The organism is Pseudidiomarina fusca (genome assembly GCF_032227045.1).
Classification (GTDB): Bacteria; Pseudomonadota; Gammaproteobacteria; order Enterobacterales; family Alteromonadaceae; genus Pseudidiomarina; species Pseudidiomarina fusca.
In genome coordinates, this window is the sequence record NZ_JANFPJ010000012.1 from 39,734 (window position 1) to 64,360 (window position 24,627).

A 24,627-nucleotide genomic window follows, 5' to 3' on the forward strand; every position below is an offset into this window, starting at 1 on the left:
ATGTTGAGATTTACCGCACGCTGGTTATTTCGGACCCTGCTTTATTCACTAGCTTCGGCGCTGGTGCTTTTTGCGATGCTGCTAACTGGCTTGCGCTATCTGTTACCGCAAATTCCTGACGTGACCAAACAAGTTGAGCAACTCTTAGCTGCCCAGTATCAAGTGCAAGCAGATGTGGGCACTTTAAGTGCCGATTGGAGTAGCGCAGGGCCTGAGTTGGTGTTGCATGATGTGCGCCTACAAACCGCCACCAACCTCAACTCACAAGTGAGTGTTGACGAAGCTCGCGTGCAATTTAATTTTTGGCAAAGTGTTACCTCGGCGTCGCTGCAATTTGAGCAGGTGAACTTTAGCGGCCTGCGGTTGCAATATGACCTGCGTGATACCCAACAAGATAACGCTGCTAGTTTGGATGTTCCGGATACCCTACTTAGCTTTTTACTGACCCAACTTGATCATGTCGAAGTGTCTGATAGCGTGATTGAATTGGTGAACTTAGTCGGGGTGAAGCGCTCGATTCAAGTACAGCGGTTAAGCTGGATGAACCGCGGCGCGCGCCACCAGGGGGTGGGCGAACTTAGTTTTACTGGAGTATCCGAGCAGAGTTTAGATTTAATCATTGATGTACATGGCAACGATCCACAGGCGTTATCCGGGCAGTTTTATGTGGCGGCGAACCAGGTAGACATTACCCCTTGGTTACAACAGCAGATTGTCGATACCCAAATTCAGCAAGCTGAGTTTAATTTCACCATGTGGCTTAACTTCGCCCAGAATAGCTTTACCCAAGGTCTATTAGAATTAGGCGAACACCAATTGGCGTGGCGGGTAGGCGAACAGCAACATCATTTGCGGATCCCGAGCGGGCAGTTGCAACTACAACCAGAAGCTGATGGTTGGTTAGTGAATAGTACCCCTATGACCATTACTCACAATCAACGGCAGTGGCTGCTCCCTACCTTCAGTTGGCAACAGACCCCAGCGCGAACTCGTTTAAGCGCCAGTAACATGCCCCTTGCGCCGCTCCTGCAATTGGCCAACCTGTTAGGGTCGCGCGGCGTTGAACTGAGCGATGAGATGAGTCGTCGTGAGGTTGGCGGTGAACTTGATATCGTTTTCGACCATGACATTAACCAAGCGGCGCGTTGGTATGTACGCGGCCAACAGTTGGCATGGCAAGAAGCTGCAGGTATTCCTGGCCTACAGAATGCTGAATTGGAATTACATGGCACCGGCCAACAAGTAAGTTGGCATTTACACGGGCAAGACATGGTCATTCAAAGTGCTGCTTTGCATCCAGACCGGCCCTGGCCGATAACCGCTCTCGATATGCATGGCCGCGTTGATTGGGGCCAAGCAGACTGGCAAGTTGAGGTCTATCCCAACAGCTATTTGGGCTTGCCAGGCATGCAGTTGGCGGTGGCGGCACTGATTCATCCTACCGCCGACTCGGTGATGGTGAATGCCCATGCCGAAAGTTTGGATACCACCCCCATTAGCGCGGAAACCCTGCGGAATCATTTGCCGCTGGTGATGGGGGATGATCTACACGACTACTTAAGTGTCGCCATTCAAGCCGCTCAAGCGCAAGATTTGGCGATGGTGTGGCGTGGCACTATTGCGGACTTCCCTTACATCAATCAGCGTGGGGTGTTTCAGGCTCGCGCCCGAGTGAGCGATTTAATCTATCAATTTCAGCCTGATTGGCGTCCGGTCTATGATGCTGAAGCGGTGGTGGAATTCCATAATGAGCGCATGCACATAGTCGCTGAACAAGGTTTGCTAGGCGATATTCAGTTACCACGAGTAGATACGGTGATAGCCAACATTATTGGCAAGCCTTTACAGCTCGATATAAGTGCTAGCATTCAAGGCGATAGTAAGTACTTACAGCCGGTGTTTGAAGATAGCCCACTGGCAGATTCTCTAGGGGCTACCTTTACCCAGTTGCAACTAACGGGAGCCATGCAGGGCACGCTACAGCTCACCATTCCTTTTGGTGAAGGCCAGCAGGTGATTGCCGAGGGAGCTGCCACTCTAACCGATAATCAGTTGTATGTAGCTAGCCTGCAACAACAGTTTGAACAGGTGAATGGCACTGTGTCTTATCGTAATGACGAGATCAGTGCTGAGGATCTGAGCTTGACCTGGCAGGGCTTTCCAAATCAAATTGATTTACGCGGTCAGTCTCGCAGCGACGATTATTTTGTCCAGGTTAAGGCGCAAGGAGACTGGGCTTTAGATAAGTTCGCGCCACTGGCCATGGGTACCAGTGCTTGGCAGGCTGATTTTAACTTGAGTTTACCTAAAGACGGCGGTTATTCATTCAGTTGGAATCAAAGCGCAGACTTAAGCCAAGTACAACTTGATTTACCTGCACCGCTTAAGAAGCCTAGCGGACAGGCCAGCGATTTACAGTTGCAGGTATCCGGCAGTAGCGAAAGTCTATTGATTAATGCCGAGTTGGATGACAGTTGGTTAGCTGAAGTACAGCTGAATGGCGATGGCTCAGAGTTGCGCAACGGTTACATGCGCCTTGGCAAAGACTTTAGTCAGGCCCCTAACCCTAACGTGGTGCGCGTTAATCCAACCTTCACTATTGATGTTAATGCCCCTGCGATTAAGGTGGATAGTTGGTTAGCAGCTTGGACAGCGTTAGCTGAGAAGCTCCCTGCGGGCACCGGTGACAGTGAGCTAGTGAGTGTGCTTAAACCTGATTTAATTCAGTTGGTAACGCCTGATTTAACCTTGTTGGAACATCAGTTTACCGAGGTTGCTTTTGTCGCTTGGCCGGAAAATGGCGAATGGCGCGGCCGACTGACCGCTGATCAAACTTCGGCTGATCTTGGTCTGGTCCAAAGCGGCCCGCAATCCTTGTTACAGATTGATGCCGATTACTTGGAACTCGCTTTGCCTGCAGCCCTCGCACCAGCCGCTAAAACAGAGAGTGATACTGATAGCGACGAGGTGGTCGCTAACGCAGTCGCTGCAGACTTAGATCAGCGCCTAGCTCAATTATCAGCACCTGCGAACTTTAACAGTGTTCCCAATATTAAGTTCAGCTGTGAGCGCTGTCGTTATGGGCCTTATGATTTAGGTCGAGTAGCGATTGCGATTGATGCCCAACCAGAACAGCTAACGGTACAGGAGTTTCGCTCTGACCAAAATAACCATACGCTCGCGGTGAGTGGCTTTTGGCGCTTGGCAGCAGCTGATAAACCAGCTGAAACCCGTTTTACCGGGCGCCTCGATTCTGATGATTTTGGTCGGTTTTTACAGGAATACGAAATTACTAGCATGGTCAAAGATAGCGGAGCTACTTTTATTTTTGACTTAGGCTGGCAAGGTGCTCCCTATCAATACAACAGCGATACCCTTAATGGCGAAGTGAACTGGCAATTAAGTCAAGGCTATCTTAACGAAGTCAGTGATCGCGGCGCGCGGCTCTTCTCGCTACTTAGTTTAGACAGTATTTTGCGTAAGCTGCGTTTTGATTTTCGTGATGTGTTTGCCAACGGCCTGTTTTACACCAGCTTTGCCGGCGACTTTAGCATTAATCAAGGTGTGGTCAATACGGATAATACCCGCCTAGAAGGCGCCGCCGGTGATATGGAAGTGCGCGGTAGCAGTAACTTGGTGAACAGCCAACTCGACTATAATCTGCAGTTTGTGCCTAAAGTAACCTCAAGTTTGCCGGTGATTTTGGCATGGATGATTAACCCACCCTCGGGTTTAGCCGCCTTGGTGATTGACCGTATGCTGCACGATGCTAAGGTGATTAGTCGCTTAGAATATAAAATCAGCGGTACCATCGATCAACCTGAGATCACTGAGGTTGCGCGGAGCAGCCGCGATGCCCCAATTCCGCAGGAGGTGCTTAATGAACAATCAGGCGAACAACCAAGCCAACAACCAAGCCAGCCCAGCGCCGCGACGGGTACAACTGACGGCGCTGCAACTGAACAGTCAGCCACAGCCACAACAAAACCTGCAACAAATTCAGCAGCTACTAGCTCAACTGCCCAGCCATCGGCCGCAACTGGTGGTGCTGCCTGAGGCCTGCTTATGTTTCGGCGCCGGCGACAAAGCCCAGCGCGAGTTAGCCGAGCTACCGCTGCTCTCTGATAATCAAGCTGCCAAGCCTGCAACTGACCAAGCACCGTTGCAGCAGCAATTAGCTGATTTGGCACGCCAACATCAGATCTGGTTAGTGGCCGGTACCGTACCTATTGTAGATGATGCCAAGGCTGCTAAATTTAGCGCCGCTAGCTTAGTCTTTAATCCCCAAGGGGAGTGTGTGGCTCGCTACAACAAAATGCATTTGTTTGATGTCGATGTCGCCGATAACACCCGCAGCTACCGCGAATCCGCATGGACTCAGGCGGGCAGCGAGGTGGTAACAGTGACCACCGAGTTTGGCGTATTAGGCTTGGCGGTGTGTTACGATGTGCGCTTTCCTGAACTCTTTCGGGCGCTACGAGAGCAAGGTGCCGACATCTTGTTGCTGCCATCGGCCTTCACCCAAGTGACAGGCGCAGCCCATTGGCACGTGCTAACGCGGGCCCGCGCCATCGAGCAACAATGTTTTTTAGTTGCGGCAGCCCAAGCTGGGGTACACGCTAATGGCCGTGAAACATACGGTCACGCCTTGGTTTGTGATGGCTGGGGCCGCATCTTAGCAGAATCTGACGCCACTAGCGTAAGCTATGCCAGCGCGCTGGTGGATATTAATGAACTTACTAAAATTCGGCGCGACATTCCGGTTGCGACGCATTTTTCTGAAACCAAGAAGGGTCTTCATGCAGTTACCTAACCAACCTGAATTTTCACGGGTTTACGATAATTTATTAACTCAGCATCAGCTGGATAGCGAACAGTTGCAGCAAGCTCTGCAACGCTTGTATACCGGCACCATTGATTTTGCCGATATTTACCTGCAAAGCAGTGTGAACGAATCTTGGGTGCTTGAAGATGGCATTGTCAAAGAAGGCAGTTTTCATATTGAAACAGGTCTTGGTGTGCGGGCCGTGCAGGGTGACAAAACCGGATTTGCCTACGCCGATGATATTTCGCCACTGGCCTTACAGCAAGCTAGCAGTGCCGCTCGTGGGATTAGCGCCGCGGGCGAACAAGGGCAACTAAAAGTGCTAACTGCCAGCCCTTATGTGCAACGCTACGCACCATTAAACCCGCTGGAAACCCTAAACGAAACTGCGAAAATTGAGCTGTTACGTGAGCTGGATGTTTATGCGCGTAGCCTAGATAGCCGCGTCGTAGAAGTGATTGCCAGCATCAGCGGGAGTTACGATGAAGTCTTGATTGCCGCCACCGATGGCACATTCGCAGCGGATATTCGGCCGCTTTGTCGGGTTAACTGTACCGTGCTGGTGGAACATGATGGCCGCCGTGAACGCGGCAGTGCGGGCGGTGGAGCGCGGGTTGGTTATGACTATTTTAGTGAGACGCTGGCGGGCGCTAAGCCGCGCTGGCAGACCTTTGCCGACGAGGCGGTGCGCCAAGCACTGGTGAATCTAGAAGCGCGTCCTGCGCCGGCAGGAACCTTCCCGGTGGTTTTAGGCGCCGGCTGGCCAGGCGTGTTGCTGCACGAAGCGGTCGGCCATGGCCTCGAAGGTGACTTTAATCGTAAAGGCGCCTCGGCTTACGCCGGCAAGATGGGCGAATTAGTCGCCTCTGAGCTGTGCACTATTGTCGATGACGGTACCATAGATCACCGCCGTGGCTCGTTAGCTATCGATGATGAAGGTACGCCAGCAGGCTACAATGTGTTGATTGAAAAAGGCCGCTTGCAGGGGTATATGCAAGACAAAATGAACGCCCGCTTGATGGGTGTTGCGCCAACCGGTAACGGACGCCGTGAAAGCTATGCTCATTTACCTATGCCGCGCATGACCAATACCTACATGCTCGGTGGTGAAAGCGACCCGGCTGATATCATTGCCAGTGTCAAAAAAGGGATTTATGCACCGCAGTTTGCTGGCGGCCAAGTAGATATCACCTCAGGTAAATTTGTGTTCTCAGCGTCAGAAGCCTATTTGATTGAGGATGGCAAAATTACCGCACCTATTAAGGGCGCAACCCTTATCGGTAATGGCCCAGAGGCCATGCGCATGGTGTCTATGGTAGGTAACGACCTAGCCTTAGATAATGGCGTTGGGGTGTGTGGCAAAGACGGACAAAGCGTGCCCGTTGGAGTAGGTCAGCCTACCTTGAAACTGGATGCGTTAACTGTGGGTGGCACCGATTAAACGGTGGCCACCTCACGTAAATATTTGAACAGCTCGCGCGCGGCAGCAGGGGCTTTGCCTTGTTGCTGCTGTTTGCTAGCTTGGCGATAAAATTGCCGTAATTTCTGCCGATCAGCGTGCGGATAAGCGGCTAAAAACTGCTGAATAGCGGCATCGCCGTCAGCTAAAATGTGGTCGCGGTATTTTTCTAATTGATGAAATAACGCGTTTTGTTCGTCGTGTGATTGCTCGAGTTCAGCCAGGCCGCGTTCAATCGCAGCCGTATCACGATTGCGCATCATTTTGCCAATCAGTTGTAGCTGGCGGCGGTAACCTTCGCGTGTATTACGAATGCGTTGGGCTAATTTAATGGCATCAAAAAGATCCTCATCAAGGGGGATCTTGGCAAGTTTACCGTCAGACAAATTAACCAGTTTTAAGCCGAGCTCTTGTTGGGCTTCGGCATCACGCTTGAGCTGCGATTTACTAATTAAAAAATCGTCATCAGCGTGGTTTGAATTACCATCATGATTCATGAAAGGGTCCTTGTGCATGACCGTAGGTGTTTATGTTCAAGTGAATAACCGATAGTGTACCAGAAAATTAAGCGCCCGCATGCTAAACCGCTGCGGAGCGATGCGCCGAAGGGCAAGAGGAGAGTTAGTTTGATCCCAGATGTAAAACAATTAAGTAATGAGATGCAAGAAGTTGAGCAGTCGGTAGCGCAGGCACTGGCATATGCTAAAGAGCTTGGCGCCAGTGCGGTCGAATGCGCGTTAAGCCGTAGCCGCGGAATTAATGTCGGCACCCGCCTTGGCGAAGTTGAGACGGTAGAATTTAATCAAGACGGCGCCCTAGGTATTACCTTGTTTCGGGGCCAGCAAAAGGGTTCAGCATCTACTACCGATTTAACTGCCGCAGCCATTCGTGCGGCGGTAGAAAAAGCCAATAGCATCGCCCAGTTTACCTCGCCCGACCCCTACGCGGGCTTAGCTCCAGCTGAACTGATGGCAACCGCTATCCCTGATTTAGACTTGTGCCACCCCGCCGACCAAAGTGCTGAATTTGCCTTAGAGCAGGCATTACGCTGCGAGCAGCATGCCTTACAACTGGATAAACGGATTGTTAACTCTGACGGTGCAGGTTACAGCAGCCACGTCGGCTATCGTGTTTATGGCAATAGCCACGGCTTTTTAGCCGGTTACCTACAATCACGGCATAGCTTAAGCTGCAGTTTAATTGCCCAAAGCGGCGAGCAGATGCAGCGCGATTACGCCTACAGTGTGGCACGCCATCGTGACGGCTTGTGGACTCCAGAACAAGTGGCAGAAGATGCGGTGAACGCTACTATCGCGCGCTTAGACGGTCGCAAAATAGCAACCGCGAAGGTGCCAGTCATCTTCCGAGCTGATGTTGCGAACTCGTTGTTTGGCCACTTCGTTGCAGCTATTAGTGGCGGTAGCTTGTATCGCAAATCGAGCTTCTTAGCCGACCATTTAGGTAAACAAGTATTGCCTAACTGGTTAACCATAACCGAACAACCGCATTTACGCGGCGCGTTAGCTAGTAGCCCGTTTGACCATGAAGGGTTAGCAACGGTGGAGCGCGATATTGTTGCCAACGGCGTCTTGGAAACTTACTTACTGACTAGCTATTCAGCGCGCAAATTAGGCATGCAGCCTACCGGACACGCCGGTGGTATCCACACCTGGCAAGTGCAGCATGGTGAGCAAGATTTAGCAGCTTTATGTAAGCAGATGGGCACTGGGCTGTTGGTTACCGAGTTAATGGGCCAAGGGGTCAATATTGTCAATGGTGACTATTCTCGCGGTGCGGCAGGGTTCTGGGTCGAACATGGCGAAATTCAGTACCCCGTAGAAGAAATTACCATTGCCGGCAACCTAAAAGACATGTTGGCTAACATTGTGGCTATCGGCAATGATATTGACCTTCGCCATGGTGTTCGTACCGGTTCTGTGTTGCTAGAACAGATGCGCATCGCCGGCATGTAGCCGGCGTTAGCTCAGTAGTAGCGTCGCTGTGCCTAAGAAAGCAAAAATACCGACCACGTCGGTGACGGTGGTAAGAATCACCCCGCCGGCTAGTGCAGGGTCGATATCAAACTTCTTCAAGATCAAGGGCACAGTCACCCCGGCCAAGCCAGCCGCGAGTAAGTTAGCCATCATCGCAAAGGCGATGATGGCGCCAATCAGAAGGTCTTGCTTCCAGATCGCCACCACGGCCGCAATCAGTAACGCCCAAATCACCCCGTTAAGAGCGCCAATCGCAAGTTCCTTACCAATCAACCAACGTTGGTTACTGGCACCTATATGACCCAGCGCCATCCCTCGAATGACCAAGGTCAGGGTTTGTGAACCGGCAATCCCGCCCATACTTGGCACAATGGTGTTAAGGATAGCGAGGATGGCCATTTGCGCTAAAATATCTTCAAACAAGGAACTGACCATGGCCGCCAGCAGCGCTGTGATCAGGTTGACACCTAACCATACCGAGCGGCGCTTAGCACTGGTCCAAACCGGAGCAAAGGTATCCTCGTCATCATCTAAACCAGCCATGCTCAACATCGAGTGCTGGGCATCTTCACGGATGATGTCGACCACGTCATCGATAGTAATACGACCGAGTAAGCGATTGTCTTCGTCAATGACCGGGGCCGAGATCCAATCTTGCCGCTCAAACAGTTTGGCTACTTCAGTTTCGTCCATATCTGCCGGAATGCCTTGTACCTCTTGGTCCATGACATCGCTCACTAAACGGCTAGGATCAACGGTAAGTAAGCGGGTAATGCCGATTTCACCAATAAATTTGTCTTCGCGGCTTACCACGTACAGTTTATCGGTAGCCTCAGGTAGCTCGCCTTTCAACCGCAAATAACGTAATACCACATCAATGGTAACGTCTGGGCGTAAGGTGATGGTATCCGTATTCATCATACTACCGGCGGTTTCTTCGGCGTATGACAGAGCTTGCTCGGCACGATGGCGATCTTGCTCGTCCATCGATTTTAATACTTCTTGATAGACCTGTTCGGGTAGGCCACGTAATACGTAGGCGAGGTCATCGGTATCCATGCCTTCGGTGGCGGCGGCCAATTTCTCTGGCGCCATCTGCCGAATGATGGATTTTTGCACTTCTTCAGATAATTCTTCAAGGATGTCGCCGTGCTCGTCGGCGTCAACCAATTGCCAAATGATGGCCCGCGCTTTAGGTGGCGAGGATTCAAGTAACAGGGCAACATCCCAAGCGGGCAGGTTGTGCAACTGGCGCCGAGCTTGCACGTACATGCCACGCGTAAGAGATTCAGTGACCTCTTGTAAGCGCTGTTCGGCAAATTCTTTATCGGCGATTTCTACTAGCATGCTGCAAAACTCCTGTGAATGTCAGAAGTTTACCGCATCATTGCTCTTCATCAAAGCGCGATTCGATTAACTCGGCAACGGCAGCGACAGCGGCCTCGGCATCATCACCTTCAGCTAAGATATCAATTTGCCGTCCTTGCCCACTGGCTAACAACAATAAACACATCACACTGGAGGCATCTACTTGCTGCTGCTCTTGCACAATGTACACCTTGGCGGCAAATTGTTGCGTGAGTTTAGCTAGCTTGGTGGCGGCGCGTGCGTGTAAGCCGAGTTTGTTACGGATAGTGACTGATTTGCGCACACAAGTCGGCATAAAGGGTAACTCCTAGCTATTAAAAGCTAAAGCGGGCTGATAGGACGGTGACGAGGGGCCTCGCGGTGTTTCACTTGCACCTTGAAAGGTTGGCCCTGAAAGCGTTCAGCTAGCTGCTCGGCAATGTAGACCGAGCGATGTTGGCCACCGGTACAACCGATGCCAATGGTGAGATAGCTACGGTTGCTGCGTTGAAAGTAGGGTAACCAAGTGGCTAAGAAGTTTTCTACCTGATGAATAAACTTGGTCATTAACGGCTGTTGCTGAAAAAAGTGTTGGACGGCTGGATCTGTACCGAGCAAGGCCTTTAACGAGGGCTCCCAATGCGGATTAGGCAGGATTCGGGCATCAAATGCGTAGTCCAGATCACTAGGTAAACCATACTTGTAACCAAAAGATTGGAAAACCACAATCAATCGTGACGCTGACTTACCCAGGGCGCGCTCGGCCACTTGTTCGCTCAGCTGATGCACGCTTAAATCGCTACTATCAATGCGCCAAGTTGCTCGTTCCGCCAACGGCTCAAGCAAAGCTAATTCAGCTTGGAGAGCATCACTTAGCGGCAGCTCATTCTTAGACAGGGGATGTAAGCGGCGGGTTTCCGCAAAGCGGCGCAGCAACACGGCCTCAGATGAATCAATGTAGAGAATTTCAGGTTTAATTTGGTCAGGCAGAAACTCCAATGAGTCGGTTAACTCACTGGCTTCAATCGGCATATTACGTACATCAACACTCACCGCCACTTTATTGTACTGCTCAATGACCGCATGCACTAACGTAGGAAGCAAGGTGATCGGGAGGTTGTCGACACAATAGTAACCAAGATCTTCTAACACGCGCAGCGCAATCGTTTTACCGGAGCCGGAGCGGCCGGTAACTATGATCAATTGCATTTTATCTGCGGGGTTAAGGCTGCTATCGGTCATTTTACAAACAGTTCATAAAGTTCTTGGTCTGAGCTGGCATCGCGTAAAGCGCGGGTGCAGGTTTTGTCGTTCAGACGCTGGGCCACGGCTGCTAAGGTTTGTAAATGCTGTTCATGCGAGTCTTCTGGCACCAGTAACGCGAATACAATATCCACCGGCTGGTTATCAATCGCATCAAAATCGATGGGCTCTTCTAGGGTCAGCAAAATAGCCACCGGCTTAGTTGCCGAGGCTAAGCGACCATGGGGAATAGCAACCCCCAGCCCGATGCCGGTACTACCTAATCGTTCGCGATTGAGAAGACTTTCGAAGACGTCAAAACCGGTGGTGCCCGAGAGACGCGAAGCGGCCAGTTGGCCGATGATTTCAAGCACTTTCTTTTTGCTTGTTCCCGCGACTGCGCAGCGAGCGCAGTCGGGGCTTAACAGAGTGGATAAATCCATGATTTAGTGGCGTTTCATCTTTTCTTTATGTTTAATAACCTGCCGATCGAGTTTATCAATCAGCCCGTCAATAGCCGCATACATATCGGTGTGCTCTGAATCAGCGAAAATTTCGCCGCCATTCAAATGCAGCGTAGCTTCCGCTTTTTGCGTTAACTTTTCAACATTTAAAATGACATGGACGTTATTTATGTGGTCAAAATGACGTTCCAGCTTAGAAAACTTGGTATCGACATAGTCACGCAGAGCGTCAGTAATTTCGATATGATGACCGGTCAGATTAATTTGCATAACATCTTCCTTCTGTTTGTCCAAGATTCAGATAAGACGTTTGCGTTGGCTCGAGGGCGGAATATTCATGGCCTCACGATACTTCGCAATTGTCCGTCTAGCTACTTGGATACCCTGTTCGGCCATGAGTTCAGTTAATTTACTATCACTGAGAGGCTTCTTGGGGTTCTCCGCAGCAACTAGCTTTTTCAATACCGCTCTAATCGCGGTAGAAGAAGCATCTTCTCCATTATCCGTTGCCAATTGGCTAGAGAAGAAGTACTTCAATTCAAACACACCTTTAGGTGTATGCATATACTTTTGTGTGGTTATTCTTGAAATAGTTGATTCATGCATCTCTACTGCGTTAGCAACGTCAGCAAGAACCATAGGTTTCATCGCCTCAGGGCCATATTCAAAGAAACCTTGCTGACGTTGCACTATGGTTGCAGCTACTTTCAGTAAGGTATCGTTACGGCTTTCAATGCTTTTAATAAACCACTTCGCAGCTTGCGTATGCTGCCGAATATACTGTTGTTCTTCAGATTGCGAACCACTTTGCAGCAGCGCCGCATAATCTTCGTTCACCTTTAGTTTAGGCAAACTTTGCGAATTTAGCTCAACGGTCCAGCGATTATTTTTTTTGCGCACCAGCACATCAGGAATCACATAGTCGTCATCACCTGCGCCAAAACCGTCCCCTGGGTGCGGTTGTAGCTGCTGAATCAGCGCTAGTACTTGGCATAAATCGGCTTCTTGAATACGCAACCGCCGCACCAGATTGCGATAATCGCGCTGGGCGAGCAACTGCAAATGCTTGTCAACGGCTTGCAGAGCTAAGTTCAGGTAGGGAGTATCTTTAGGAAGATGCCGTAGCTGAATTAATAAACATTCGCGGACATTGCGAGCACCAACCCCAATCGGATCAAAATGTTGAATCCGTTTCAGCACCACAGCTACTTCGGCTAGCTCAACTTGGATGAGCTCGGGGTGTTGTTGTCGAATCGCTGGCAACAGCTCTTCTAATTCAGCCGTTAAGTAGCCGCGCTCGTCAATACTATCTATCAACAGCATGGCAATGGCTTCATCAAGGGGAGAAAAATGTGATAGTCGCATTTGCCATAACAAGTGCTCTTGTAAACTTTCACTGGTACTGCCTTGATAGAGGGTATCTTCACCATCGTAAGCTGTGCCAGAACTGCCTAAAGAAGCCGAATAGCTTGGTTCCCAGCTCTCCTCGGCAGCAGCTAAATCGGTTTCGCCTTCAGCGCTTTGGTCGGCCACCTCAAGCAAGGGGTTCTCATCCAGCGCTTGTTGCACTTCTTGCTGTAGTTCTAAGCTAGAAAGTTGCAACAGTTTGATGGCCTGTTGCAGCTGTGGGGTCATGCTCAGCTGTTGACTAAATTTGAACTGCAGGCCTTGTTTCATCATGATAGCTACAGCGTAAACTGGTCGCCCAAATACACGTCTTTCACATGCTGATTATTAAGAATGGTTTGGGCATCGCCTTGCGCGATAAGCTCGCCATGGCTAACAATATAAGCATGTTCACAGACGCTTAGGGTTTCGCGCACGTTGTGGTCGGTAATGAGTACCCCGATGCCACGCTTGCGTAGGTGTTCGATAATCTTCTTGATGTCCAGCACGGAAATCGGGTCAACCCCAGCAAAGGGTTCATCCAACAGGATAAACTTAGGCTCAGCCGCCAGCGCCCGTGCAATTTCAACCCGGCGTCGTTCACCCCCAGACAGACTCATACCCAGACTGTTGGCGATATGGCTGATGTGAAACTCTTCCAGCAAGCTATCAAGTTTATCTTCACGCTGGGCCGCAGATAGTTCTTTGCGGGTTTCGAGTATCGCCAAAATATTATCGCGCACCGTCAGCTTACGAAAGATGGAGGATTCTTGGGGTAAATAGCCAATCCCAAGGCGAGCGCGTTCATGCATAGGTAATAACGAGATATCACGGTCGTCTAATTTAATCAGGCCTTTGTCGTTATTCACTAAGCCAACAATCATATAGAAAGTCGTGGTTTTACCGGCGCCATTAGGGCCCAGCAAGCCAATCACTTGGCCTGCTTCAACAGTCAAACTAACGTCTTTAACAACTTGGCGTTTTTTATAAGATTTGGCTAAATGTTCAGCTACTAATCGGCTCATGGTTGCTCGTTGTTTTTATCGTCTTGTTGTTTCGGCATGTAGATGGTGGTTACGCGGTCGGTATCTTTGTCACCACGCGTGGTCATTTGCTGTGTAGCAAAGTTATAAACCATCTCTCCACCACGACTGACGCTGTTTCCTTGCGCAACTTCAACATTCCCCCGCAACGTCAGTAACTGTTGCGCTTGGTCATAAATGATTTGGTTGGCCTTGGCGGTGATAACACTACCGTCTTCCAATTGTTGGGTATAAACCGCCGGCGCCCCTTCAGCGATAAACACAGCATCTTCGGCCTCACCTTCACGCTCTACTGATAACTTGTCAGCGGTGATTTTTAAACTACCTTGCTCGATGATGACGCTACGTTCAAACACCACAATTTTATTAGCAATATCAACCCAATCGCGCTCAGCATTGATGCGAATGGGCTGATTAAAGTCATCTTTGCCTTGGCTAAGTGCTGCGTTAGAGAATAATGCAGCAGTTAGCACAAGACTACTGAGAATTAGTGTGGCGGCCGGTATAAATGGTTTCAACATGTTTCGTTAGTTCCAGAGTTTGAGCGCGTAAGTTAGCATGCATGCCTTCGCCTCGAATAGTAAAATCACGACCGTACATCACCACCGCTTGCTCAGTCGTCATGGTTTCGGCCAAAGTATCAATGGTTAGGTAGCTGGTTTCAACCCGTTCTAAAAAATCTTCGGCGGTTAAGCTACGCATTAAAATATTACGTTCTAACACCAAGCTTTTGTCGCCATAAAAAGAGCCAGCCTCGGCTGCCACCTGCCACACCGGACCACCATCACGAGTGTGCACAATGTAGGTCGGCTGATCTAACTCGGTCAAGCCGATCGGGCTGTAATGGGTCATTTTTTCTGCAGCAATCCGATGCGCTAAGGTACCATCCTCACTGTAAACCCGCACAATCAGGCCCTGGGCGGTAAAATCAGGCTTGATCTCGCGATAGCCAGCAGGTTCATCGGTGAGGTCTTGATCTCCAAAAGGACGCCACACCAACAGCGCTAGGGTGGCAAAGATAATGGCGATAATCACCACAAGATTACGGGTCATAAACTGACTCCACCGTGCAGTTGCAATTGTCCTTGGCTAAGTAAAATCAGATCACTCAGCTCACGTACGGCACCAAAGCCGCCGCGCTGCGAGGTCACATAAACCGCGTGTTGCTGCACAAAGGGATGGGCATCGTGAGGCGCTACGGCCACTGCACACTGCTGCAGCATCGCGAGGTCAGGTATGTCATCACCCATGCAGGCGATGGCCTGATCCGTTAACTGATATTTCTCCGCCAACTGCTGGTAGGCGCTGAGCTTATCTTCTTGGCCCTGATAAATATCGCTGACGCCTAGCGCGCGCATGCGGTTTTCCACCAGTGCTGAACGGCGTCCGGTGATAACCGCCACCTTGATGCCGGCGTTAAGAAGTGCTTTCACCCCAAACCCATCGCGGGTATGAAAAGCTTTAAGCTCTTCACCTTGGTTGCCTAAATAGATACGGCCGTCTGAAAACACGCCATCCACATCAAAAATGACCAGTTTGATTTGGGCGAATTTATCCATCAGCAGGCTTTCGATATCACCGTACCAAGTACTAATCATGGCTGGGGTTGCGTGACCAAAACTCATTAGAGGACTCCTGCTTTTAACAGATCGTGCATGTTCAAGGCGCCTTGGGCAAAGCCCTGCTCATCCACCACAAATAGCCCGTTGATTTTTCGGTCTTCCATTAATTTTAATCCCTGTGCAGCAAGCACATCGGGCTTTATGGTAATGGGGTTTGGCGTCATCACTTGGGCAATCGCGGTGGTATGCAAATCAATCCGCTGATCTAAAATACGGCGCAAATCACCATCGGTAAAAATACCCACTAAGCGGCCTTGGTCGTCAGTGATACCTGTCATGCCCAGACCTTTGCGTGACATTTCTAACAAGGCGGCGCTGATAGTTACATGCTGATTGACCAGCGGGGTGCGCTCACCCGCGTGCATCACATCATGGATGTGCAGTAACAACCGTCGGCCCAAGCTGCCACCAGGATGCGACATGGCAAAATCATCGGCAGTAAAGCCGCGCGCATGCAGCAGCGCTACCGCCAACGCATCGCCCATCACTAAGGTGGCAGTAGTGGAGGAGGTTGGCGCCAAACCTAACGGGCAGGCCTCTTGTTCAACTGCGATGCACACATGCACGTCAGAGAGCTCGGCTAGGGTTGAGCGTGGATTACCTGTCATGGAAATGAGCTTGACGCCGCGCCGTTTAATTAATGGCGCAATGCTAAGCACTTCAGCTGTTTCACCGGAGTTAGAAATGGCGATCACCACATCCTGCTCGGTAATCATGCCGAGGTCACCGTGGCTAGCTTCGCCAGGGTGCACAAAAAAGGCGGGAGTACCGGTGGAGGCTAAGGTTGCGGCAATTTTACCGCCAATGTGGCCCGATTTACCCATACCAATCACAATCGCCCGGCCTTGGCATGCCAACAGTAACTCGCAAGCAGTAGCAAAATTCTCATCAAGAAAACGGCTTAATCCACGCACCGCGTCGGTTTCGATATCAATGACTCGTTGGCCAAGCGCGGCAAACGTCTGTTTGCTGGTCGTGGTCGGGTTGTGTTCGGTCATGTTGGGCCTCATATGCTAGTGCAGCCAAAGTAGATGACAAGTTAATGATGACAATGTAATAACGCAATAATACCCGATCGTTTTCTTCTTTGCAGACGTAATGTGACCACTGATAACGATTTGTCACAAATTTTACAGCTTTTTGGTGGGGATTCTTGACGAAATCGGGTAAACTAGGCGGTCACGTAAAGGAGACTATCTTCGCATGCTAACCACTACTCTCGAGGGTAATCCCGAGCACTTGGTTGAGATAGATGACATCTATTTTCACTACAATCACAGTACTCACAATTTATACGAAGGCCTGTCGATGGCCATCCCGCGCGGTAAGATTACTGCGGTGATGGGTCCTAGCGGCATTGGCAAAACAACCTTGTTGCGCCTAATTGGTGGCCAACTACGCCCGCAACAGGGGCAGATTCGCTTTGCCGGGCAAAACATTCCTAGCCTCAAGCGCAGCGAATTGTATCAATTACGCAAACGCATGAGCATGTTGTTTCAAAGCGGTGCCTTGTTCAGCGACATGACAGTGTACGACAACATTGCCTTTCCGCTACGTGAACATAGCCGGCTGTCAGAGGAACTGATTGAAACCATTGTGCTGCTAAAATTAGAGGCGGTAGGTTTGCGTGGCGCTCGGCATTTGATGCCAGCGGAGTTGTCTGGCGGTATGTCGCGGCGGGCTGCCTTGGCGCGTTCAATAGCGTTAGACCCAGAGCTGATCATGTATGATGAGCCCTTTGCCGGCCAAGATCCTATTTCGATGGGCGTGATAATCAAGCTGATCAAAGAGTTGAACGAGTCGCTCGGGTTGACGAGCATCATCGTCACCCACGATGTTGAAGAAGTTCTTACGATTGCCGATTACGTGTACATCATTGCCGACAAACAAGTGGTTGGGCACGGTACGCCAGAACAATTATTAAATTCAGATAATGCCTTGGTGCATCAATTTTTACACGGCGAAGCTGATGGTCCGGTGCCTTTCCATTACCGTGCACCGACCTTGGCCGACGAATTATTAGGAGCTGGCGATGCTAAATAAAGTTGCTGCCCTCGGCCAAGCTACCCTCAATAGTATTGCTGGCGCAGGGGCGGCGTTAATCATGCTCACCCGAGCCTTGGTTGGCAAACCGCAGTTACGCAAATCTTGGCCGTTGCTGATGCAGCAAATGTACTCGGTTGGAGTGATGTCGCTGATTATTATTGTGGTCAGCGGACTCTTTATCGGCATGGTGCTGGGCTTGCAAGGCTATACCATTTTGGTGGATTTTGGCGCCGAACAGTCGTTGGGGCCCATGGTAGCGCTATCCTTGTTGCGTGAATTAGGGCCGGTAGTCACTGCTTTGCTGTTTGCAGGGCGGGCTGGCTCGGCACTAACCGCAGAAATTGGCTTAATGAAAGCCACTGAGCAATTATCCAGTTTAGAAATGATGGCCGTAGATCCGCTGCGCCGCGTGATTGCCCCACGTTTTTGGGCCGGCTTATACAGTATGCCAATTCTAGCTGCGGTGTTTTCTGCCGTGGGTATTTATGGCGGCTACTTGGTTGGCGTGCGCTGGTTAGGCGTCGACGACGGCGCTTTTTGGTCGGTGATGCAAGCTAACGTTGAATGGGGCCATGATATTATGAATGGCATCATCAAAAGCGTGGTGTTTGCTTTTGTAGTTACTTGGATAGCGCTGCACAAAGGCTTTAACTGCACGCCCACCTCGGTAGGTATTAGTAAGGCCACCACTTCGACTGTGGTCACTGCCTCGTTAGCCGTACTTGGGCTAGATTTTGTTTTAACCGCTTTGATGTTTGGATGATCACTATGGAATCGAGAAATACTCAGTTAGCAGTTGGTTTGTTTGTCATTATCGGTGTGTTGGCGTTGTTGTTTCTAGGCTTACAGGCAGCTAATACCAATGTTGCCACTGCGGGTGAAACTTATCGCTTGTATGCCAAGTTTGATAATATCGGCGGTTTAAAAGAGCGCTCGCCAGTTAAAGTAGGTGGTGTGGTTGTAGGCCGAGTGAGCAAGATCACCCTTGATGGTGATTACTACGAGCCTCTGGTCGAAATGGTGATTAGCAAACAATACAATGAATTTTCTGACACCACATCGGTCTCAATCTTAACTTCTGGATTATTAGGCGAGCAGTATATTGGTCTTAATCCAGGCTTTATCGATGACACCGTACAAATGTTAGAAGACGGTGATCGCATTTACGACACTAAGTCGGCCTTGGTATTGGAAGACTTGATCGGGCAGTTCCTGTTTAGTCAGGGTAATGATTAAGGAGTAAAGCATGAAGCAATTAATCGCAAGTATTTGGTTTTCTTTGATGGCAGCTGTTGCTATCGCTCCGGCGGCAGCCGATGAGCTGATCCGCGAAGATAACCCTTATGTGTTATTAGAGAAAGTAGCCAACAAAACGCTAGAGCGTATTGAGCAAGATCGCAGCAAAATTGATGCAGATATTGACTATGTTCGCGTGGTTATCCGTGAAGAACTGATGCCGTACGTAGATTATGTTTATGCTGCGAAGCGGGTGCTAGGCCGTAACCTAACCGAAACCACTGAAGAGCAACGGCAAGAGTTTTATAGCGTGTTTCGTGAGTATTTGATTGCCACTTATGCGCGTGCCTTTACTCAATATGACGAAACCAAGCATACCATTCAGTTTGGTGATGCGGGTCGCTTTGATGCGGATAGCCGCATGGTTGTGGTGAATACTCGCTTGATTGAGCAAGGCCGTCCACCAGTGCGCATGGATTTTAAAATGCGCTTTGATAACAACCAAGATATCTGGCAAGCCTTTGACCTCGTAGTAGAAGGCGTGAGCTTGTTAAATAGTAAGCAAACTGAAATTGCTGGTGTGATTCGTAGCCGCGGCATTGACGGAACCATTAGTTTATTGCGCGACAAAGCGCAGCAGCCGATTACCGCTAACGACCAAGAGAATGCCGAATAACCAGTAGGCATGGCCAAGGCCGTGAGTAAGTACCGAAGGAGCACCCTCATGAGTAACTGTCAGTGGACCATTGATGCACACAACGCAGTGCAATTTAGCGGCGAGTTAACCCGCGACACGGTACCGCCGGTGTGGCAAGAACGCCAACAATGGCTGAATGCGCGTGACCATGTGGTGTTGAATGTAACCGAGGTAACTAAGGTAGATACCGCTGGGGTTGCGATGCTGGTGAATGCCAAAAAGCAGGTTGGCTTACAACAGCGCGAGCTCAGTATTGTTGGAGCCAGCCCCCAGCTACGCGCTATTATTAGTGTTAGTGGTGTTGCTGAAGTGCTAGATGTGCCCTTTGCCGGGCCAACGACAACCCCAACCAAAGTGAAAGTAAGCCATTCATCTATTGCCAAAAAACGTTGAGACTATGATTACAACTGAATCGATTCAAACCTTGATCACCGATGCCCTATCTGTAGACGAAGTGTTGGTTAAATTAGACGGCGGCCATGCCAACATTACCGTGGTTGGTGAGCTATTTGCTGAGCTATCACGGGTGAAAAAACAGCAAGTGGTTTATGCGCCATTAAAAGCGATTATCGCTAGCGGTGAGTTACACGCGGTCTCTATCAAAACTTATACCCCAACTGAATGGCAGCGTGAGAAGAAACTCGCGATGCTGAGCTAATAGGACTCAGCAATGCAAAAACTAGTGATTCAAGGCGGCACCTCGCTGCAGGGTGAGGTGGTCATCTCGGGCGCCAAAAATGCGGCGCTCCCCATCTTAATGGCGGCTATCTTACCGTCAGAGCCCGTTACCTTAACTAATGTGCCAGCCTTACAGGATGTCCGCACGAGCTTGAAATTATTAGCTGAACTGGGCGTTACCAACACTGCATTGGGGCCTAACAGCTACGAAATTCAGCCACAAGGTCTGCATCATCATGTAGCTAGTTACGACTTGGTGAAAACCATGCGTGCTTCTATTTTGGTTTTGGGGCCGCTGCTCAGTAAGTTTGGCGAAGCCCAAGTGTCGTTGCCAGGAGGCTGTGCGATAGGTGCTCGCCCGGTTAACTTGCACATTGAAGGGCTACGCCAGATGGGCGCCACCATTACCGTGGAAAACGGTTACATCCATGCCAAGGTCGATGGTCGGTTACGCGGTGCGACCTTATTGATGGATATGGTGAGTGTGACTGGTACTGAAAACTTGATGGCAGCGGCGACCTTAGCTGACGGCGTGACTGTGATTGAAAATGCGGCGCGCGAGCCCGAAGTGGTTGATCTCGCCCGCTTTTTAAATGCTATGGGCGCTGATATTCGTGGCGCTGGTACGGATACCATTACCATACATGGGGTAGAGCGGTTACATGGTGGCAGCTATAGCATTCAGCCAGACCGGATTGAAACAGGGACCTTTTTGGTAGCTGCGTTAGCTACGGGTGGCGATGTTACCTGCCGGAACACCGACCCAACCATGCTGGATGCAGTGTTGAAAAAGCTAACCGAAGCGGGTGCGACTATCACCAAAGGCGCTGATTGGATTCGTTTGCAAGCGCCAACGCGGCCGCAGCCAGTGACTATTGTGACGGCACCACATCCAGCTTTCCCAACCGACATGCAGGCGCAGTTTTGTGCCTTGAATGCCATCGCGGATGGCACCGGTTGGGTGCGCGAGACTATTTTTGAAAACCGCTTTATGCACGTGCCCGAACTACGTCGCATGGGCGCCAATATTGAGCTGGAAGGTAACACTGCGATTTCTAAAGGGGTTGCAGAGCTGACTGGTGCGCAGGTGATGTGTACGGATTTACGCGCCTCAGCCTCGTTGGTGATTGCGGGCTTAGTAGCCAAAGGTGAGACGGTGGTGGAGCGTATTTATCACATTGATCGCGGTTATGAAGCCATTGAAAAGAAATTGCAGGGGTTAGGCGCTAATATTCAGCGGATTGCTTAATGCCAAAGTCAAGATTGCAACAAAGAAGCCACAGCAACAGCTGTGGCTTTTTTATACGGCTTAATCCGCTAAGCGGGTGATAGTCACCTGTGTGGTAAATTCTTGATTGGCTCGTAAATAACGAACCTCAACCACAGTACCCGGGCGGGTCTTGGCAACTAATGCCAGGCCTTCCGCAGCCGATGACATGGGCTTGCCATCAATCTCAATAATAAAATCGTCAACTTGCAAACCGGCTTGATCCGCAGGACTGTTAGGGTCCACCCCGGTGACATAAATACCCGATTGTTTGTATGGATCTGAATGGGCGTTACCGCCCACCTGCACGCCGAAATAACCGCGTACCACTTCACCTTCAAGAATCAAGGTATCCATGATGTCTTTGGCAAGTGGGTAGGGGATAGCAAAATAAATACCATCAATGCCTTGGCCGCGAGCATCACTAAAACGGGCATTATTGATGCCCACTAAGTAGCCTTGGCTATTCACCAAAGCGCCCCCAGAAGCACCTTCGTTGATCACTGCATCCATTTGAATGAGATCCGCATGGCTATGAATCACTCCCATTCGACCGCCACTCGCACTGACAATCCCCTGCGTGATGGTCTGCCCGAGATTAAGAGGGTTACCGATAGCCAACACCACATCGCCCACTTGTGTGCGCAACTGATTATTTTGCGGAATCACAGGTAAGTTATCGGCTTGGATCTGAATCACCGCCAAATCACTGATTTTATCCAGGCCAATTACCTGGCCACTGTATTGGCGACCATCCTGTAGGGCGACATCAATTTCACTGACATTAGCCACCACGTGAGCGGCAGTAAGAATATGACCTTGGTCATCCATAATCACGCCAGACCCTAATCTAAAGACCGTGCTCGGCCGGCGTGAATAAAACGAACCCTGCACTTCACCCACGCTGTAAATATTCACCACAGCAGGTGCGGCTCGGCGCACGGCTGTCGCATAGCTAGCCGGTGAATTATCCAGTTGTAAAGGCGTGGTGGCAGGATTTTGCAGTAGTGGCAGCGCTACAATCACTAGGGCAGCGACAATAAGTCCGAGAATAACCGAACGAGCAATAAAGAAGAGCCCTGTACGAAGCGTCATGATTGAAGTTTGCCTTTCTATAAGTCTAGTTATTATTGTTAAGCGAGCTAAAAGAATAACACCTATTAGCAAAGAAGGCAGCACTGGCTGCCTTCTTTTGCACTTGCTTGGTGCAGTTAATTAAGCGACTTAGCCGCCGCGCAACACCAAATAGAGCTCGGTATTACCGCGTCGTAAGTTCAAGGCAACCACTGGCCCAGCGTCATTAAAGGCTTGGCGTAACTCACTGATTGAGCTTACCGGGGTGCGGTTGACGGCCATGATCACGTCATCTTTGCGCAAGCCATAGCGAGCCGCCACAGAACCTTCCTCAATGCTGGTGATTACCACCCCACCATTATCGTTTGCTGCCAGCTCGACACCAGCCAGGGCCGGGTGCAAGGTGGCTGCGACGACCGCAGTATCATCAGCCACTAAGGTCACTTTAAAGTCACGTTTTTTGCCATCGCGCAATACCGTAATCTTCATTTCCTTGCCAGCACCGATGGTACCCACGCGAGCAATTAAATCAGCAAAGGTGCGAATGGTATCGCCATTCACGGCGATAATCACGTCACCAGATTTTAAGCCAGCTTTGGCGGCAGCGCTGTCGGCAATGACTTCACCAATAAAGGCACCTTGGTTGGCATCTAATTTCAATGCTTTGGCGATGTCATGAGTTAAGTCGTTGCCACGCACACCCAGCACACCACGGCGCACCTCACCAAATTCAATCAACTGTGCCACCAGGTTCTTCATCATATCTGACGGAATCGCAAAACCTATGCCGATATTACCGCCGTTAGGGCCTAGAATTGCGGTGTTGATGCCAATCAACTCGCCTTTTAGCGTCACCAAGGCACCACCTGAGTTACCGCTGTTAATAGCTGCATCGGTTTGAATGAAGTTTTCTACTTCTTCAATGCCTAAGCCGCTACGGTCTAATGCGCTAACAATGCCTGAGGTTACCGTTTGGCCAAGCCCGAAGGGGTTACCGATAGCCACTACAAAGTCACCTACACGCAAATCAGATGAGGTACCAATTTCTATATCCGTCAGGTCTTCGCCATCTTCAATTTTTAGCAGGGCAATGTCTGAACGATCATCAGTGCCAATCACTTTTGCATCAAATTGCCGCCCGTCTTTAAGGGTGACTAAAATTTCGCTGGCACCGTCAATCACGTGATTATTGGTGACGACGTAACCGGCTTCGGCATCAATAATCACGCCCGAACCTAAGCCTTGAAATGGCCGTTCTTGAACTTGTTCACGTGGGCCATTGGGGCCAAAGAAGAACCGAAACATGTCAGGCACCCGTTGCCGCACTTCACGTTTACCTTTTACTGAGATATTCACCACCGCTGGGGTGACTTCTTCCAGCATCGGCGCTAGGGTAGGGGTTTCATCACTTTTGCCAAAAAATGGGATGCTGGCTGTAGCTGGAGCTATAGCAACTGAGCTTGCTAGCGCTACGGACGCCACTACCGCCAAAAATTTTGTCTTCATTCACTGTACTCCTATGTTGACCCAAACATAATGACTAACCTAGAGCGAGCGCGTCAGCGATTACGTTGTGTCGGTTGTGATTTCCACATAACAACAAATGGTAAAGTTGTAGCAAAATAGCTACTGATAACGAAGATAATGACTCGCTAAACAGAAATAAGTTCAGCTGGCAGGTGTTTCAAGATGTAACCGGCAACAAATTTGCCGGCTACTTTGGGAGAGGAATGACGGTGCCTAGAATTAGTCGGTGCTCTCTTTGGCCGTAGACTTGCTCGTAGCAGCTTTACCAGAAAATAAACCTGAATGAGAATCGCTGTAATCACGCGGCATGTCTGCCGCTGGTCGGTCATCACTGCGGCGCTTTTCCTGCTTATTCTGGTTGGCCATGCGTAACTGACGCACGGTATCTTCTGCAAAAAATGGCAAACTGGGCTGCAATTGTTCGCGCTGAAGCAAGTCAGCACTGTGATGCAAATAGCTTTTTAGTTTGGCTTGGGTTTCTTCGAGTTGCCCAACCAAAGCTTGAGCAGTGGCAAGGTGATCGGCAACTTCTTGACGATAATCAGCTAGTTGCTGTTTGGTCTGGGTCACTTGCTCAGTGAGTTCGGCCTCGTCAGAATGATTGCTCAGCCAATAACGCGCCACAAAAAAGCCAATGATGGCACCTACTGCGACTAACAAAATGCCAATAATCCAGCTCATAAAAACTCCTTATAAAACACGTATCACGTGATAAACTGA

General features: G+C 50.1%; 26 protein-coding genes. 11 read left to right on the plus strand and 15 right to left on the minus strand.

Annotation, left to right across the window (positions count from 1 at the left end; genetic code table 11):
- Genes NOG12_RS07385 through tldD form a run of 3 tightly spaced genes read left to right on the plus strand, consistent with a single transcriptional unit; the run spans nucleotide 1 to nucleotide 6,266 of the window.
- Complete coding sequence (locus NOG12_RS07385) at nucleotides 1–4,056, plus strand: YhdP family protein (protein ID WP_313932865.1); 4,056 nt, start codon at nucleotides 1–3, stop codon at nucleotides 4,054–4,056.
- A complete protein-coding gene (locus NOG12_RS07390; protein ID WP_110076030.1) occupies nucleotides 3,959–4,813 on the plus strand; it encodes a carbon-nitrogen hydrolase family protein in 855 nt (284 codons plus the stop codon). Before NOG12_RS07385 ends, NOG12_RS07390 begins: the two co-directional genes overlap by 98 nt.
- Complete coding sequence (tldD, locus tag NOG12_RS07395; protein ID WP_153826458.1) at nucleotides 4,800–6,266, plus strand: metalloprotease TldD; 1,467 nt, start codon at nucleotides 4,800–4,802, stop codon at nucleotides 6,264–6,266. Before NOG12_RS07390 ends, tldD begins: the two co-directional genes overlap by 14 nt.
- On the opposite strand, the gene yjgA is transcribed toward tldD, so the two are convergent.
- Nucleotides 6,263–6,781: a ribosome biogenesis factor YjgA gene (yjgA, locus tag NOG12_RS07400; protein WP_153826457.1), complete on the minus strand. Its 519-nt coding sequence runs from the start codon at nucleotides 6,779–6,781 to the stop codon at nucleotides 6,263–6,265. The two genes, tldD and yjgA, sit on opposite strands and share 4 nt — an antisense overlap.
- Before the next feature lie 129 nt (nucleotides 6,782–6,910).
- Between yjgA and pmbA the strand changes: the two genes are divergently transcribed.
- The gene (gene pmbA / locus NOG12_RS07405; protein ID WP_418055309.1) at nucleotides 6,911–8,257 is read left to right on the plus strand and encodes a metalloprotease PmbA; all 1,347 of its coding nucleotides are present in this window, start codon (nucleotides 6,911–6,913) and stop codon (nucleotides 8,255–8,257) included.
- A 6-nt stretch (nucleotides 8,258–8,263) separates the two neighbouring features.
- Here the strand turns inward: pmbA and mgtE are convergent, their stop codons facing one another.
- Genes mgtE through NOG12_RS07460 form a run of 11 tightly spaced genes read right to left on the minus strand, consistent with a single transcriptional unit; the run spans nucleotide 8,264 to nucleotide 16,380 of the window.
- A complete protein-coding gene (gene mgtE / locus NOG12_RS07410) occupies nucleotides 8,264–9,625 on the minus strand; it encodes a magnesium transporter (protein WP_110075989.1) in 1,362 nt (453 codons plus the stop codon).
- A gap of 37 nt (nucleotides 9,626–9,662) precedes the next feature.
- Nucleotides 9,663–9,941, minus strand: a complete 279-nt coding sequence (locus tag NOG12_RS07415) for an HPr family phosphocarrier protein (protein WP_153826455.1) — start codon at nucleotides 9,939–9,941, stop codon at nucleotides 9,663–9,665.
- 26 nt (nucleotides 9,942–9,967) lie between these two features.
- Nucleotides 9,968–10,834, minus strand: a complete 867-nt coding sequence (gene rapZ / locus NOG12_RS07420; RefSeq protein ID WP_110076029.1) for an RNase adapter RapZ — start codon at nucleotides 10,832–10,834, stop codon at nucleotides 9,968–9,970.
- Between the two features lie 29 nt (nucleotides 10,835–10,863).
- Nucleotides 10,864–11,310, minus strand: coding sequence for a PTS IIA-like nitrogen regulatory protein PtsN (gene ptsN, locus NOG12_RS07425; protein ID WP_110075987.1), 447 nt, complete (start codon nucleotides 11,308–11,310; stop codon nucleotides 10,864–10,866).
- 3 nt (nucleotides 11,311–11,313) lie between these two features.
- On the minus strand, nucleotides 11,314–11,601 hold the full coding sequence (gene hpf / locus NOG12_RS07430) for a ribosome hibernation promoting factor (RefSeq protein ID WP_110075986.1): 288 nt from the start codon (nucleotides 11,599–11,601) through the stop codon (nucleotides 11,314–11,316).
- 27 nt (nucleotides 11,602–11,628) lie between these two features.
- Nucleotides 11,629–13,008 carry an RNA polymerase factor sigma-54 gene (locus NOG12_RS07435; protein ID WP_313932904.1) on the minus strand — a complete coding sequence of 460 codons (1,380 nt, stop codon included), beginning with the start codon at nucleotides 13,006–13,008 and terminating at the stop codon, nucleotides 11,629–11,631.
- 8 nt (nucleotides 13,009–13,016) lie between these two features.
- Complete coding sequence (gene lptB / locus NOG12_RS07440) at nucleotides 13,017–13,742, minus strand: LPS export ABC transporter ATP-binding protein (protein WP_153826452.1); 726 nt, start codon at nucleotides 13,740–13,742, stop codon at nucleotides 13,017–13,019.
- The gene (lptA, locus tag NOG12_RS07445; protein ID WP_153826451.1) at nucleotides 13,739–14,281 is read right to left on the minus strand and encodes a lipopolysaccharide transport periplasmic protein LptA; all 543 of its coding nucleotides are present in this window, start codon (nucleotides 14,279–14,281) and stop codon (nucleotides 13,739–13,741) included. Before lptA ends, lptB begins: the two co-directional genes overlap by 4 nt.
- Nucleotides 14,238–14,813, minus strand: a complete 576-nt coding sequence (gene lptC / locus NOG12_RS07450; protein ID WP_153826450.1) for an LPS export ABC transporter periplasmic protein LptC — start codon at nucleotides 14,811–14,813, stop codon at nucleotides 14,238–14,240. The genes lptA and lptC overlap by 44 nt, the downstream gene beginning before the upstream one ends.
- Nucleotides 14,810–15,385: a 3-deoxy-manno-octulosonate-8-phosphatase KdsC gene (gene kdsC, locus NOG12_RS07455; RefSeq protein ID WP_418055311.1), complete on the minus strand. Its 576-nt coding sequence runs from the start codon at nucleotides 15,383–15,385 to the stop codon at nucleotides 14,810–14,812. The genes lptC and kdsC overlap by 4 nt, the downstream gene beginning before the upstream one ends.
- Complete coding sequence (locus NOG12_RS07460; protein ID WP_110075982.1) at nucleotides 15,385–16,380, minus strand: KpsF/GutQ family sugar-phosphate isomerase; 996 nt, start codon at nucleotides 16,378–16,380, stop codon at nucleotides 15,385–15,387. The genes kdsC and NOG12_RS07460 overlap by 1 nt, the downstream gene beginning before the upstream one ends.
- 205 nt (nucleotides 16,381–16,585) lie before the next feature.
- On the opposite strand from NOG12_RS07460, the gene NOG12_RS07465 reads away from it, so the two are divergent.
- Genes NOG12_RS07465 through murA form a run of 7 tightly spaced genes read left to right on the plus strand, consistent with a single transcriptional unit; the run spans nucleotide 16,586 to nucleotide 21,288 of the window.
- Complete coding sequence (locus NOG12_RS07465) at nucleotides 16,586–17,425, plus strand: ATP-binding cassette domain-containing protein (RefSeq protein WP_153826449.1); 840 nt, start codon at nucleotides 16,586–16,588, stop codon at nucleotides 17,423–17,425.
- Entirely contained in the window at nucleotides 17,415–18,191 is a 777-nt protein-coding gene (mlaE, locus tag NOG12_RS07470) for a lipid asymmetry maintenance ABC transporter permease subunit MlaE (protein WP_110075980.1), read from the plus strand. The genes NOG12_RS07465 and mlaE overlap by 11 nt, the downstream gene beginning before the upstream one ends.
- A gap of 5 nt (nucleotides 18,192–18,196) precedes the next feature.
- The gene (gene mlaD, locus NOG12_RS07475) at nucleotides 18,197–18,664 is read left to right on the plus strand and encodes an outer membrane lipid asymmetry maintenance protein MlaD (RefSeq protein ID WP_110075979.1); all 468 of its coding nucleotides are present in this window, start codon (nucleotides 18,197–18,199) and stop codon (nucleotides 18,662–18,664) included.
- 10 nt (nucleotides 18,665–18,674) lie between these two features.
- Nucleotides 18,675–19,340, plus strand: coding sequence for an MlaC/ttg2D family ABC transporter substrate-binding protein (locus NOG12_RS07480; protein WP_313932866.1), 666 nt, complete (start codon nucleotides 18,675–18,677; stop codon nucleotides 19,338–19,340).
- A 48-nt stretch (nucleotides 19,341–19,388) separates the two neighbouring features.
- The gene (locus NOG12_RS07485; RefSeq protein WP_313932867.1) at nucleotides 19,389–19,754 is read left to right on the plus strand and encodes an STAS domain-containing protein; all 366 of its coding nucleotides are present in this window, start codon (nucleotides 19,389–19,391) and stop codon (nucleotides 19,752–19,754) included.
- Nucleotides 19,755–19,761: 7 nt separating this feature from the next.
- Nucleotides 19,762–20,019, plus strand: coding sequence for a BolA family protein (locus tag NOG12_RS07490; protein ID WP_416380901.1), 258 nt, complete (start codon nucleotides 19,762–19,764; stop codon nucleotides 20,017–20,019).
- A gap of 12 nt (nucleotides 20,020–20,031) precedes the next feature.
- Nucleotides 20,032–21,288: a UDP-N-acetylglucosamine 1-carboxyvinyltransferase gene (gene murA / locus NOG12_RS07495; protein ID WP_110075975.1), complete on the plus strand. Its 1,257-nt coding sequence runs from the start codon at nucleotides 20,032–20,034 to the stop codon at nucleotides 21,286–21,288.
- A gap of 60 nt (nucleotides 21,289–21,348) precedes the next feature.
- Here murA and NOG12_RS07500 read toward each other — a convergent pair whose 3' ends face one another.
- The 3 genes from NOG12_RS07500 to NOG12_RS07510 all read right to left on the minus strand — a co-directional run bounded on the left by NOG12_RS07500 (nucleotide 21,349) and on the right by NOG12_RS07510 (nucleotide 24,588).
- On the minus strand, nucleotides 21,349–22,401 hold the full coding sequence (locus tag NOG12_RS07500; RefSeq protein ID WP_313932868.1) for a trypsin-like peptidase domain-containing protein: 1,053 nt from the start codon (nucleotides 22,399–22,401) through the stop codon (nucleotides 21,349–21,351).
- 129 nt (nucleotides 22,402–22,530) lie between these two features.
- Nucleotides 22,531–23,886, minus strand: a complete 1,356-nt coding sequence (locus tag NOG12_RS07505) for a DegQ family serine endoprotease (protein WP_153826444.1) — start codon at nucleotides 23,884–23,886, stop codon at nucleotides 22,531–22,533.
- A gap of 240 nt (nucleotides 23,887–24,126) precedes the next feature.
- A complete protein-coding gene (locus NOG12_RS07510; protein ID WP_313932869.1) occupies nucleotides 24,127–24,588 on the minus strand; it encodes a Z-ring associated ZapG family protein in 462 nt (153 codons plus the stop codon).
- Between the last annotated feature and the right edge of the window lie 39 nt (nucleotides 24,589–24,627).